This is a genomic window from Ureibacillus yapensis, from assembly GCF_003515775.1.
In the GTDB taxonomy this organism is placed as follows: Bacteria; Bacillota; Bacilli; order Bacillales_A; family Planococcaceae; genus Ureibacillus; species Ureibacillus yapensis.
The window spans coordinates 66,902-80,902 of the sequence record NZ_QWEI01000004.1 but is presented as its reverse complement, the minus strand read 5'-3'; the positions used below and the strand labels follow the sequence as shown (position 1 = coordinate 80,902).

At 41.0% G+C, this 14,001-nt stretch carries 12 protein-coding genes; 2 read left to right on the top strand and 10 right to left on the bottom strand.

The features are described 5' to 3' along the window. Positions 1-60: 60 nt before the first annotated feature. The 6 genes from D1B33_RS09495 to D1B33_RS09470 form a co-directional block, all read right to left on the bottom strand. Positions 61-1,599 carry a long-chain-fatty-acid--CoA ligase gene (locus D1B33_RS09495; RefSeq protein ID WP_118876153.1) on the bottom strand — a complete coding sequence of 513 codons (1,539 nt, stop codon included), beginning with the start codon at positions 1,597-1,599 and terminating at the stop codon, positions 61-63. Between the two features lie 54 nt (positions 1,600-1,653). Next, complete coding sequence (locus D1B33_RS09490; RefSeq protein ID WP_118876152.1) at positions 1,654-3,600, bottom strand: ABC transporter permease; 1,947 nt, start codon at positions 3,598-3,600, stop codon at positions 1,654-1,656. Then, the gene (locus D1B33_RS09485) at positions 3,572-4,348 is read right to left on the bottom strand and encodes an ABC transporter ATP-binding protein (protein WP_118876151.1); all 777 of its coding nucleotides are present in this window, start codon (positions 4,346-4,348) and stop codon (positions 3,572-3,574) included. The genes D1B33_RS09490 and D1B33_RS09485 overlap by 29 nt, the downstream gene beginning before the upstream one ends. Before the next feature lie 154 nt (positions 4,349-4,502). After that, a complete protein-coding gene (locus D1B33_RS09480; RefSeq protein ID WP_118876150.1) occupies positions 4,503-5,489 on the bottom strand; it encodes a sensor histidine kinase in 987 nt (328 codons plus the stop codon). After that, positions 5,489-6,193 (bottom strand): response regulator transcription factor, encoded by a 705-nt coding sequence (locus D1B33_RS09475; RefSeq protein WP_118876149.1) that lies wholly within the window; start codon positions 6,191-6,193, stop codon positions 5,489-5,491. The genes D1B33_RS09480 and D1B33_RS09475 overlap by 1 nt, the downstream gene beginning before the upstream one ends. Before the next feature lie 204 nt (positions 6,194-6,397). Continuing rightward, a complete protein-coding gene (locus D1B33_RS09470; RefSeq protein ID WP_118876148.1) occupies positions 6,398-7,390 on the bottom strand; it encodes a lipoate--protein ligase in 993 nt (330 codons plus the stop codon). Positions 7,391-7,879: 489 nt separating this feature from the next. On the opposite strand from D1B33_RS09470, the gene yhfH reads away from it, so the two are divergent. Continuing rightward, positions 7,880-8,005, top strand: a complete 126-nt coding sequence (yhfH, locus tag D1B33_RS09465; RefSeq protein ID WP_118876147.1) for a protein YhfH — start codon at positions 7,880-7,882, stop codon at positions 8,003-8,005. Between the two features lie 609 nt (positions 8,006-8,614). On the opposite strand, the gene D1B33_RS09460 is transcribed toward yhfH, so the two are convergent. From D1B33_RS09460 to hemE, 4 genes are all read right to left on the bottom strand, one after another. Next, complete coding sequence (locus D1B33_RS09460; protein WP_118876146.1) at positions 8,615-9,151, bottom strand: FixH family protein; 537 nt, start codon at positions 9,149-9,151, stop codon at positions 8,615-8,617. 181 nt (positions 9,152-9,332) lie between these two features. Continuing rightward, positions 9,333-10,751, bottom strand: coding sequence for a protoporphyrinogen oxidase (gene hemY, locus D1B33_RS09455; protein WP_199677390.1), 1,419 nt, complete (start codon positions 10,749-10,751; stop codon positions 9,333-9,335). A gap of 17 nt (positions 10,752-10,768) precedes the next feature. Beyond that, positions 10,769-11,701, bottom strand: coding sequence for a ferrochelatase (gene hemH / locus D1B33_RS09450; protein WP_118876144.1), 933 nt, complete (start codon positions 11,699-11,701; stop codon positions 10,769-10,771). A 36-nt stretch (positions 11,702-11,737) separates the two neighbouring features. Continuing rightward, positions 11,738-12,787: a uroporphyrinogen decarboxylase gene (gene hemE / locus D1B33_RS09445; protein WP_118876143.1), complete on the bottom strand. Its 1,050-nt coding sequence runs from the start codon at positions 12,785-12,787 to the stop codon at positions 11,738-11,740. A 312-nt stretch (positions 12,788-13,099) separates the two neighbouring features. On the opposite strand from hemE, the gene D1B33_RS09440 reads away from it, so the two are divergent. Beyond that, entirely contained in the window at positions 13,100-13,618 is a 519-nt protein-coding gene (locus tag D1B33_RS09440) for an antibiotic biosynthesis monooxygenase family protein (protein WP_118876142.1), read from the top strand. The last annotated feature ends 383 nt before the right edge of the window (positions 13,619-14,001 follow it).

The following is a 14,001-nucleotide window of genomic DNA, read 5'->3' as shown; positions in this document are numbered from 1 at the left end:
TTTTACAGGTAGACCATCATATTTACCACCGAAATAGCACTGTATATTGGCGACCTTCCTTTATTCGATTTCCTTTAAAGAACGGCGCAATACTTTACCAGTCGAACTTTTCGGCAATTCTTCCAAAAATCGAATGACGGACGGTACTTTATATTTTACAAGATGCTCCCCACAGTATTGCTGCAAGTCCAACGCGGTTGTGTCGGGCTTTCCGGCGACAACGAAAGCATGAACTGCTTCTCCCAAGTTTTCATCCGGATAGCCAACTACAGCGGCTTCAATCACATCTGGATGTGTGAATAGCACTTCCTCTACCTCACGTGGATATACTTTGAACCCACCAACGCTGATCATATCTTTTTTGCGATCGACAATATAAAAATAGCCCTCGTCATCTTGTTTTGCCAAATCCCCTGTATACAGCCAACCATTTCGAATCGTACTTGCCGTTTCTTCCGGCATCTTGTAATAGCCTTCCATGACATTCGGGCCGCGTACAATCAATTCGCCTACCTCGCCATGGGGTAATTCTACGCCTTTTTCGTCGACTACCTTGTTTTCAACATGTGGAATGGATGTACCAATTGAGCCCGCTTTCCTTTCCCGTTCAGGCGGGTTAAAGCAGGTAACAGGCGAGGCTTCTGAAAGGCCATACCCTTCCGACACTCTCATTTTAAATTTCTCTTCGAAATTATACAGTACTTGTACCGGGAGCGGTGCACCTCCGGAAATGGCTAGCCTTAATTCGGAAAAGTTGTCCGTATTCCCTTCATACTGATAAAGGAAATTGAACATGGTCGGTACACCTGCAAAAACAGTTGCTTTTTGGCTGCCAGCTAGTTCATAAATCTCTCCCGGACTAAAACGCGGGGCCAACAAAACTGAGGCACCTTGGAAAAGTGGCGCATTTACGACAACGGTCAGTGCAAAAACATGGAATAACGGCAATGTAGCAATCACGCGATCATCTTTTGTCATTTTGAAAAATTGCGCCACATCCCGCGCGTTCGAATATAAATTATTATGTGTCAACATGGCGCCTTTTGGAACCCCCGTAGTTCCGGAGGTATATAAAATAATCGCCACATCATCTTCTTTAATTTCAACAGACTCATTCCTTGGAGAAGAAGCGGCAATGGCAGAGAATAAATATGCCTTTTTCTTCACCTCATTGGATAAAGCATTAAATTTCCCTTCTAGATCCGGTGTGGTTTCACAAATAATATATGCTTTGATTCCAGGGAAAAGCTTTACCCCTGCCTTCACCAACGGCAACAACGAATCTAGTGCAATAACGGCGTTGACATCTCCATTTTCGATAATATAAGAGATTTCATCCTGCGTATACATCGGATTAATTGGAATGGCAACGGCCCCGATTTTCATTGTTGCATACAAGGAAATCAAATAATGCGGCGTATTACCAAGCAGAAACGCTACATGATCCCCTTTATTTACCCCAAGCTCGTGCAAACCGGCTGCAAACCGGTTTATCAATTGGTCAAATTCCTTGTAAGTCGTATCGCTTCCCCCAAAATGATAGGCGATTTTATCGGGTTGTTCCAATGCAATTCTTTGAACACAATCAACTAAATTCACTACTTCCATCCCCTTTATGGACATTGTTTCACCAAGATAATATTGCCGTCCTGGCTACTCTCTCACGTAAGCGATATATCGCCATCTGATTAACATAAAATAAATCAACTCGATAATCGTCAAAAACAAAAATGAAAATACAACTTCTTTAGCAATGGAGACATTCGCAAAGTTTTTCAGAATGCTTTGCAGCGCAAAAAAAGCAAATAAGCTATGCAGAAGCGCTACTCCCAATGGCAAGAAAAATTGCGGCATCAAATGCTTGGTTACCAATGATTTTAATTCTTTATTGGAAATCCCCATTCGTCTTAGCACATCAAATTTCTTCCTTTCAACTTCTAAATTCGTGTGTATTTTGAAGTAAATAAAGCTTCCGGCAGCCAGCAGAAAGACTGCCGCAACCAATAGCCCCACCACCGTAAATAAAGAATAGGTTGCTAATAGAAAAGAATAATTCAAACCTGCATTTTCAAAATAATACGGAAGGGGATATTTTTCTTTTGAATATTCTACTTTTGAAGATTCCGCTGCTACAACTTGCTGGATTTTGTACCCAATGTCGGCTGCTTCTACCCACTGGGGAATATCAAACGTATATAAATGGTATCCTGGTTCTTCTTCCGGATAACCCATGTAAGGGCGATCGAGCAGGGCAAAATCTTCATCGCTAATCACAATCGAATTCAAACTAATGATGGAAGAAGGGAAAATAATTTCCGGGTATACTTGATCAATGGTAATTGGTACTTTATTTTCAAGCAATACGGTATGGACTGTTCTGTTTGATAGCTGCTTAATGGATTCCTCCGAATAAGGAATGAACATTCCCTCTCCCTTTGATAGCCGGACCATCGGGTATCCGTAAGAAAACAACAAGCTATTAATATCAGATTCCCTGAACACTTCTACTTCATAGTTTGTAAAAGATGATGTTTGCTTCAGTACGGTAAATCTAGTTAAGTGATAAGATAGGCCTTGTTCCTCCAGCTCTGCGACAAGCGAGGAAATATGCCGCAGCTCCAATGGATTATCAATATGTCCTTTGTAAATCAACCCTAATGGATTCAACTTGTCGTATTGAGAAGTATACGAAGAAAGCGTGGCAAGCAATCCAATCGATAAAAAGGCCAACGTTGTGACCATGGCCATCACAAAGAACATTTTTCCATTCTTTTTAAACGTAATGCTCTGTTCAGCTATGGACAACATCCTCGATTTTTTCCAATAAACGTTTTTCCTGCTTTTTACGCGGTCGACAATATACTGAATCGTATCCATGAAGAAAAAATAGGTCCCTACAGTAATCAAGACAGGAATACAAATTGAAAATAGAATCATTGTTGTTCTGGTTGTCAGGAGTGATAAGACATATCCCAAAATGATTAAGACAATCCCCAGAATGGCTTTGCGTTTCGTATAGAGAGTACTAACTTCCTGCGTTTTCGGGCCATATAATAAATCGATAATCCTTCTTTCCGGTGCAAAGTAGACACTAATTAACGAAACGAGTATAAATGCACTAAGATAAACAGCGATTGTTAATAAAAACGGTTCAAAGGAAAAATACAGCGGCAAGTCATCCAGCAACAAAATTTCACGAACAATCATAAAAAAGAATTTTGAAAAAGAATAGCCAAAAAGGATTCCCAGTATAATGGACATGGCCCCAATCATCATCGTTTCCAAAAAGACAAGCCTTGAAAGTTGCTGACGATCCATTCCCAAGTGCAGCAGAATCGCGAATTCCTTTGCTCTTGCTTCCAGAAAAGCCTTCATTGAGTAAAATATAAAGAACCATGAAAAAACGACAAGAATGATTTCAGCAATAACCATCCAAAAAATCGGTACATTCCCCAAATAGCCATTTTCGATTTTCGGATGAAACAGCAGCATGGAGTAGATGAAAAATACAAATACCGAAAAAAAGCTCGCCATAAAAAAAGCGGCATAAATACGGATATTGCGGATTACGTTACGGTAAGCGAATTGATGAAAGGTCACCTACTTGTCCTCCCCCCAATAAACTAAGCACATTGAGTATGCGTTGAAAAAATGTCTGGCGCCGATCATCACGGTGAATTTCATTGAAAAACTCGCCATCTTTAATAAATAGCACGCGATCACAAAAACTTGCCGCAATCGGATCATGTGTCACCATGATAATTGTTGCTTGTCTTTCCCGATTAATCTTGCTCAATAACTCCAGAACTTCGCGCGAACTGTTGGAATCCAGATTCCCGGTTGGTTCATCAGCCAATATCATGGACGGCTCATGAATTAACGCACGTGCAATGGCCACTCTTTGCGCTTGTCCGCCTGAAATCTCATTCGGTCGCTTTTGCAGAAAGTGAGTTAAATCAAGTTTTTTCGCCAATGAGGCTAATCGCTGCTCCATTACTTCCACCGTTTGATTGTCCAAGGTTAAGGGCAAAACTATATTTTCTTCCACCGTCAACATCGGCAGTAAATTAAAATCCTGGAACACAAAGCCAAGCTCGCGTCTTCTGAAAAAGGCCAGCTCAGTGCTGTTCAAGTTTTGCGGTTTAATATCGTTGAAAATAATCTCTCCTGAAGTGGGCCGATCAATTGTTGAAATGAGATTAAGCAAAGTTGATTTTCCGCTGCCAGAGGGGCCCATCACAGCTAAAAACTCGCCTTTTTCAACTTCAAAAGTAAGCTGGTTCAACGCACGGTGCGTTACTTTCCCTTCGTATACTTTCGTAACATCCTCTATTTGCAGTATTGGCATTTGTGCATCCCTCTTTGTTTTTTACTTCACTAGTGTATAGCTCCGGCACCCAGCCCCTCGACCGTTTCTACTCCTCCAAAGAAGATTTAAATACCTTCTTGTCCGAGTCTTCAAAATCTTTTGGGGTTAAGCAGGGCGCCTTTCGCTTTTCTCGTTATCCTTTAAGAAACGTCAGTGTGATAGTTGTCCCGGCACCAACTTCGGAATCGATTTCCAATTCATGACCCAGTTTTTCGCAAATTTCTTTTGCCAAATAAAGTCCCATTCCTGTGGATTCACCCGTTTTCCGTCCATTTTCTCCGGTGAAAAAGGGTTTTGTCACCCTTGATAAATCCGACTTGGGAATCCCGATGCCTTCATCCCGGATGGTTAACTTTATTTCTGAATCATGATTCGTCGCAGTGATGTAAACCCGTTTATTCTCTTCGAATGTGTATTTCACGGCATTTGTGACAAATTGCTCCAACATAAATTTTAACCATTTTGAATCGCTTGCAACCACTAACTCTTCGTCGATTTGCGTTTCCGGGAAAACGTGATGTGTAATAAATAAACGTTTGTTTTCATTGATTGTTGCCGTGACAATCTGCTTCAGGTTTACTTGTTCAATTTGCATATCTTCTTCAAATTTTTCCAGACGCGCATTCATCAAGACCATTTCAAGACCTCGTTTAATGCGGTCAACTTCTTCTTGAACGCTTTTTTTGTCAAGCGGCTCTTCTTCCTGCAGCAGCAACTCCAATACCGCCACAGGGGTTTTCATCTGGTGGATCCATTGATTCATAAACTTCTCTTGTCGAGTCTGCGAGGCATACAATGCTTGGACTTCATGTTGGTAAACGCGATAAAGCTCATGCAAATAATTTTCCGTCTGGATATGTTCAATGGACTTGGCATTTTTCTGCAAAGCATCTTCCATCGTGTTTGGCAGCTGGGAGATTTTATTTAAATAGCTTTGTCTTAAAAAATAGCGTATCCCCAAAAAGGATAGAATTAGTACCATACTGATTACAATCGTGTATATCGCTGTGCTTATATTTCGGAAGCCGTCCAGCCAATAGACAGATAAAATAAAAAGCACGATAATGAGCTCAAATAATAGGAAGGATAAATTTTCTTTTATAAAAATCTTTAACCCCATTACATTTCCTCCGAGTTTAAAACAAACCGGTAACCAGCTCCGCGCACTGTTTCAATTGACGAGACGATGCCATAATCCGCAAGCTTCTTTCGAACGCGGGTCATATTCACATTGAGTGTATTTTCATCAACAAAGGCTTGATCATCCCAAAGTTCCTCCAGTAATTTTTCACGGGAGACCACTTTTGGGGATTGTCCCATCAATAAGTCCAATATGATGCATTCTTTCTTTTGCAGCGGAATCTCCACATCTTTTTTATGCAGTTCCATTCGCTCCAGGTAAAGCGTTAACTGTCCTAAACTAATCGTGCGTTCTTCTTGTCTGGCGGAATATTCACCATACGTCCTTCTTAGATGGCTCTTGATTTTCGCCAGGACGATTTCATAGTTGAACGGTTTAGTGATAAAATCATCTCCGCCATTTTCCAAAGCGAAAATTTGATCCATTTCTCCCGAACGCGCAGATATGAAGAGGATGGGGCATTTTGTATGTTGCCGCAATTGCCTGCACCAGTAATAGCCATCATAAGATGGGAGATTGATGTCCAGCAAAATGATGTGTGGGTTGAAAGCGGTGGATTCTTCCACAATGTTTTCAAAGTTCCGGACCATTTCGACTTCATATTGATATTTTCTTAATGTATCAGCTAAAAGGGAGGCGATTTTTTGGTCATCCTCCACGATAAAAATTCGGTTATTTTCCATGCTCATTCCTCCTTATGCAATGGAATGTACAAACTATAGAATAACATGTCTGCTATCAAGCTCTGTTGCCAAAACATGTGTGTCTTCAATGTATTACTTCATTAGTGTATCAAAAAGTCGATTGCCCATAAACCAGACACTGCTGGAAGCGCCAAAATTCTTTTTTCCACAAAAAAATGACCCTAAAAAGAGTCATTGCATAATTTAATAGATTAACTTCAAAAAGTCTTCCTTGGAAACTGCTCCGAAATAATGCGTTGTGTCGATTGCTTCCAGTTTTTCCTCAATCGTGGCGCGATCATATTTTTCTCCGACTAAAAGCTTTTCAATATCTTGTACATCGCCTACACCAAAAAAGTCCCCATAGATTTTGATTTCTTCGATGATTCCTTTGTTGACTTCCATGCGAATGTCGATGCTGCCTGATGGGAATCGATTCGTTTTTTGGATGTTGAAACGAGGTGACTTGCCATAGTTCCATTCCCATTTTTGATAGCGCTGCTCGGAGATCTCGTGGATTTTCTTCCAATCTTCTTCAGTTAGTTCATAATACTGAATGTTTTCTTCGCCGCCAAAGATGGATTTTAAAATTATCATTCGGAATTCTTCGATGGTCATGGGTTCTTTCAGAAAATCTGATATATTCCCTACACGTGAACGCACAGACTTAATTCCTTTAGATTCTATTTTGTCTTTTTTCACTTTTAACGCCGAAACTACCGCATCGACATCGGTTTTGAATAATAGCGTACCGTGGCTGAACATCCGCCCCCTAGTTGCGTATTGAGCGTTCCCCGATACCTTTTTGCCTTCCGCCATAATATCATTTCTGCCCGAAAGTTCGGCACTCACCCCTAGCTTGGCCAATGCATCCACCACGGGCTGTGTGAACTTCTTGTAATTATGAAAACTATTGCCGTCATCTTTTGTTAAAAAGCTGAAATTCAAATTATTTAAATCATGATACACAGCCCCGCCACCCGATAATCGACGCACCACAATGATGTCATTTTCCTCAACATAATCTGTATTAATTTCCTCGATTGTGTTCTGGTTTTTTCCGATGATAATAGATGGTTGATTAATATAGAACAGCAAATAGTCATCCTGTTCAATATCCATATTTCGAAGAACATATTCTTCAATCGCCAAATTGATGCGTGGGTCTGTAATCCCTTTATTATCAATAAAATACATGGTTTCCACTCCTCTTTGGGCTCTATTTTACACCAAAATGGAACGGAGTGTATGATCAAATGCGCCTTGGCGTATTTGGGTCCAGATTTTATCGAGCTAGGGCCTGCACGATGCAGGTCAGTTAGCCGTTGTCGCAGGACGCGACGACCCTAGGCTAACTTCCTCTTAAAAATTCCTTTAAAAATCTGTGACATCCGCCGGAGGCTTAAGGCCAACAGGATGTTGGTCACTTAGACATTGCCACAGGATGTGGCGTTCTTAGTCTAAGTTCATTAGTTTCAGTGGTGTTCCACTGAATGAAGTTTAACACCTAACGACTAAGTTAGGATATTTTTTTCTCTTTCAGCAAGTAAAATTCATGCTTTAAGTAGAGAATTCAGAAAATTTACTTTTTTAAAGGAAAAGGTGTTGACGAAACGAAACTGTTATAATACAATTAGAAATATCAAATCAGTAATATAACAGATGTCCAAAAGGAGGGGCTTACGCATGTTAGAAAATGTAGTGGAATTTTTCAAAAATCTACCCGATAAAGTTTGTGTACAATGTGGAGAGAAAATTGAAGAACAAAGCGAATGCTACAGCAGCACTTGCGAAAAATGTAACTCTTTATAGTCGTCCGTCGTATTATTGATTTCTTGCAATCTACACCTAGAAAAAGATGAACCTATAAGTAAAATGCTTACACTATTTTACTAGACTGCGAAAGTTTGATTCTTTCGCTCAATTAACCCCACAAAACAAAGCCAAGAGACTTCGTTTTGTGGGGTTTTTCATGTTTTTTGTAATTTGATTAAGTACCCCCAGCCAGATCCATTTTGAAAGAGGATTAAAAACGTTGCTATATAACCTTTTAAAGCTAGATCCTGGGTTAAAAGGCATTTACAGCACTTCTATGTTTCCTTTTTAATCCAATTTCCACTTCAAAGGGTATTTACAGCACTGCTATTTAACCTTTCAACCTCTAATCGTGCGTAAAAGGGCATTTACAGCACTTCTATATAACCTTCAACCTCAATCCCCGTGGGAAAGGTCATTTACCCTCTCCTATATAACCTTTCAAACCTCAATCCCGTCTGTAGGCATCATTCCCTTTATGAAATGCACCTCACTCAGATTATTTTTTCCTCCATTTGCCTTTCAAAAATATAATAGAATTAAAAAAAGAGCAGAAGGCCGTATTCCCTTCTACTCCCATTGCGCTATTTGAAAACCATTTACTTTTTACTTGTGATTCCCTTCGTTATGAGCTTCTGTTTGATCATGGTTCATTTCCTCTTCAGACATGTCTCCGTGATCTTCACCCATATCCATGGACTGATCGCTATCGTCTTCTTTTACTTTGCTCATGTCGGGGTTCCCCGCAATGATTTGTTGTTTAGGCATCACATGCAGGCCGCGCGCCGTTATGTGGGCAAACATATAGTAGACTCCATCATGATCGAATGCTGTTTCTGCTTTGTATACGCCATCCCCATCCAACTTGCCGTCAATCTTTTGGGCTTGGTCACGATAACCCGATTCCCATACTTCAAATTGAACCGCTTCCGCATCATTGACATTTTCATTATTTTGGGAAACATGCGCAGCCAATTCCACCGTTTCGTTGACCCCAACCTTTTCCGGCGTCAAAATATCCACGATTACTTCCAAAGCTGCCACGTCTACAGGCTCATCATTTGTATCTACTTCCGCTTCATTAGATGAACAGCCCATTAATAAGGCTGGCACCACCACTAAACTCACTAACCACTTTTTCATTTCTTGTTCCCCCAGTGTTTGCTATTACTCACCCTATGGTTTAAATGGAAAATCCTGAACCAATATTAGTATAGCGTATCCTCGCAGCCTGTCCTATCGAACATATTGTGAATTAATAGAAAGCCATAAAAATAAAAAAAGCTGCCTAACCACCTTTTCCAGGAGATTTAGACAGCGCATGTTAAGAAACCTGCATTTCGAATATTTCTTTTAACATTTCTTCTGCAGCCTTTTTGCCTTGTGACACACAATCCGGTACACTGATTCCTTCGTATGAACTGCCGACGAGCTTTACGTTTGGAAAATCGGGATATAGTTGCTCTCTCAGCAAGTCCATTCGCTCTTCATGCCCAACCGTGTACTGAGGCATCGCTTCCTTCCATCGGGAAACGACTGTAAAAAGAGGGGCCTGGTCGAGACCGATTGCCTTTTTCAAATCCGAAAGTACGGTTTTTTCGATGTCGCTATCGGACAGCTCAACAATCGTTTCATCGCCAACCCGGCCAATGTAGACTCTCAGCAAATCAAAGCCATCCGGCGCCACATTATTCCATTTATGATTGCACCATGTACATGTGGTAATGGCAAGGTCACTATTTCTCGAAACAAAAAAGTTCATTGCCTCTTTGTATTTCTCTGTCTCTTGCTGGTTAAAAGCCATGTTGACCGTTGCAATGGTAGCATATTGCATTTTCGGCAGAGGATCAAGCACACCAGATAAATCCAAAATATCTTTTGCCGCATTAAATGGCGTTGTCATTATAACCGCATCACACTTAATCGGCGCCATATTATTGAAAAATAACTGAACCGAACCATCATTTAGAGTATCCATCGATTCTACTTTTAGCCCTTTCAAAATGGAAATGGACGACAGCTCTTCTTCCAGTGCCTCAACTAATGTCCCCAGACCATTCTGGAATGATTGATAAGATTCGGCATGCCCGCTTTTCAACGTTTCCCCGGATTTTTTCATGCCCACAATCAAACTGCGATATTGTTTTTCCAGCTGATAAAATTGAGGAAACATGGACTTGATGCTTAAATGATCGATGTCCCCTGCAAAAGTTCCTGCAAGGACGGGTTCCACCAAATTTTCTACAACTTCCTTGCCAAAACGACGTCTAAAGAAATCACCGATTGGCTCATCTTCCTGATCTTTCGTTTTTGGCAATAATAAGTCTCCTGCTGCGCGAATTTTCCCGCTTAAGGAAAACAAGCCGGAAGTAATGAATGGAGTGACTTCAAGAGGGCCACCAAAAATTAAATTTGCTGGAATGGGATACAATTGACTGCCTACCGCTACATAAGTTTGTCCTTCGTTGTTTGAGACCATCTGTTGGTCAATCCCCAAATCCTTTGCTAATCCGCGCACACTGCCGTTATAGTCTAAAAAGGATTCCGGACCCCGTTCGATAATAAATTGATCTTTTCTCAAAGTTTCAATTTTCCCCCCGAGGCGAAGAGATGATTCTATTAAAACAACATCCAGAGGCAAATTATTCAGTTGTGCATTCTTTTGTAAATAGTACGCTGCAGTTAAACCAGTGATTCCACCACCCACTACAGCAACTTTTTGTCTTCCCAAAGTCACCCGCATCACACTTCCTACATGATTTAATTCGCCAGTTTATTATAAATGGCATCTACCATCGCATCTATGAATAAAGGATGTGTATTCGGCATAGGAGGACGGCGATAGTTTGCTCCAAGCTCTTCACATACCACTTTGCATTCATAATCATTATCATAAAGCACTTCCAAATGTTCAGTGACAAAACCTACCGGGACATAAACAAATGAACGGAAACCTTTCTCTTCAAAAAGTTCGCGCGTTAAATCTTGCACGTCAGGTCCGAGCCATGGTTCCGGCGTTTGTCCAGCCGATTGCCAGCCAACTTCCACATTTTCTACCCCTGTTGCTTCCTGAATTAAACGAGCGGTTTCGACTAATTGTTCTTCATATGGATCGCCTGCTTGTTTAATTTTTTCCGGCAAGGAGTGGTTCGAAACGATTAAGCATGCTTTTTCGCGTTCCTCTTCCGTCATTTCCGCAAATGCATTATTTACAGCTTGTTTCCAGTATTCAATGAACTTTGGCTGGTAATACCATGATTCTACAGAAGTTAATTTCATGGTACTGCCCAATTGTTCAATCGTTTCTTTTGCACGGCCATTGTACGATTTAATGGAGAATGTTGAGAAGTGCGGCGCCAAGACGATTGAAATCGCTTCCTCAATACCATCTTTTACCATTGATTCTACCGCATCTTCAATAAACGGTTCAATATGTTTTAAGCCAATATATAATTTATATTCCACTTCATCCTGCACTTCATTTAAGCGAGCTTCCAGCGCCTGGGCTTGTTTTTTTGTCATTTCAGCCAGTGGAGATATTCCGCCAATCGCTTTGTAGCGGCTTTTCAAGTCATCCAGATGCTCCTCGGAAGGCTTGCGGCCATGACGAATATGAGTGTAATATCTTTCAATATCTTCTTCTTTATAAGGTGTTCCATATGCCATTACCAATAATCCACGAACAGGTTTCACTTTTTTCACCTCAGATTTTAGTTTGCTGATTTACCATTAACCTAGCTGACTTACACGCTCGCGGCTATACTCGTGAATAAATGCCGTTAATCGCTTTAGCACATCCGGGTTGACTTCCGGAAATACGCCATGGCCCAGATTGAAAATGTGGCCAGGTACTTCAAGCCCTTGATCGATAATATCTTTTGTACGTTGCTCGATCACGGACCAGTCCGCTAAAAGCAAAGCTGGATCAAGGTTTCCTTGTACCGGTTTATTGACCCCCAACTCGCGGGCTTTGCGAATCGGCATACGCCAATCGAGGCCAACCACATCAATCGGAAGGTCGTTCCACTCGTTAACCAAATGACTTGCACCCACTCCAAATTGAATTAAAGGCACGTTTTCTTTTCGCAATTCTCCAAAGATTCGCGTCATCACCGGTTTAATGAAAACACGGTAATCTTCGACGTTCAAAGCGCCAACCCATGAATCAAATACTTGAATCGCTTTTGCACCCGCGTCAATTTGCGCTGTAACATCCGCAATAATCATGTCAGCCAGTTTGTCCATTAAAGCAAACCACGCTTTCGGCTCGGACACCATAAACGATTTCGTTTTGTTGTAATTTTTTGAAGGTCCGCCTTCAATCATATAACTTGCCAAAGTGAACGGTGCACCTGCAAAGCCAATCAACGGGACATTCAGCTGTTCTTCCGTTAATAATTTAATCGTATCCAATACAAACGGTGTATGCTCTTTCGCATTGAATTCACCCAGTTTTTCAACGTCTGCTACTGTACGGATCGGATTGGAAATGACGGGACCGACACCGGATTTAATTTTAACGTCAATTCCCATCCCAGGTAGAGGCGTTACAATATCTTTATATAAAATGGCTGCATCTACATTGTAGTTTTCAACAGGCAATCTTGTTACATAAGCACATAGTTCCGGCTGATGCGTAATTTCTTCAAGTGAATATTGTTCTTTAATTTTTCGGTATTCAGGTTGAGAACGGCCAGCTTGACGCATATACCATACGGGCGTGTATTCCGTACGCTCTCCTTTTGCAGCACGCAATAATGTATCGTTAATCGCTTTCATTGTGTGTACCTTCCCCTCAAAAATTGCTCCACTTTCTGTAGTGGGACTCGATTTTCGGCTCGAGCCTATCTGTTTTTTCGCGCTTAATTCTAATAAAATAGAAACAGCAGCACACTCTTTATCCAACTAAAATGGTACATTGATATCCGATTTCCAATATATACTTTTACCGCCATATTGTATAGTTATATAAACTAAATGTCATAAATTTGTCCTTTCGCCACGGGTTTTGCATTCATAAGTTTTGACAAAAATTCAGGGTTTTGTTCTTATTAAAAAGGGAAGGGAATTTTATAGAGAGGGGTAATGTTTATGTTTATTTATTTGACATCTGGAACTCCAGAATACATGGAATCCATGAGAAAGAAATATTTGCCGAAGGAACAGATGATTGTTTTGCACGGCTCGGGAAGTTCTATGCTGCTTCATGAGACGGAAGGAAAAACTCTCTTTGCCACACCACGCAAATACGAGGTTATTGATCACGTAAATGATATACAACAGTCCGGCTACTTTGTACTAAATAATATCCCCGTTTCAGAAGAAGGAAGACCCATCTTTGAAAACCGCTTTTTAAATCGAGCAGGAGCCATCGAAAACGAACCGGGTTTTATTGCCTATCGATTGCTGCGTCCAATTGGTTCCGACACCTATGTTGTCCTTACACAGTGGACCGGTCCCCAGTCTTATGAAGCATGGAAAAATTCAAAAGCCTTTAAAGAAGCTCATAGCAAGCCGGACCAAGCCACACCTGGCGTGAAAAAACAAAACATTTTCAATGCCGCTAGCTATGTTACTACTTACTCTGGAAAACTATCTGAACAAGAATAAATTTTAAGAAAGATGTCTTCATCGGTATGGTGAAGGCTTTTTCTTATGGAGTTTATTTTGATGTGGATTTCATGGGGTTTGGGAAGGGCTTTTCATTTGGAGATTCGTGTTGATTTGCAGTTCATCGGGGTTATGAAGCGCTTTTCATTTGAGGATTCGTGTTGATTTGCACTTCATCGCCTGCATGAAGTGCTTTTCACTTGGGGGTTCGTGTTGATTTGCAGTTCATCGGGCTTATGAAGCGCTTTACATTGATGAATGCTCCCCCGTTTGCACTTCATCACCCGCATGAAACGCTTTTCACTTGAGAATTCGTGTTGATTTGCACTTCATCGCCCGCTTGAAGCGCTTTGCACTGATGAATCCTCCCCCGTTTGCCCTTC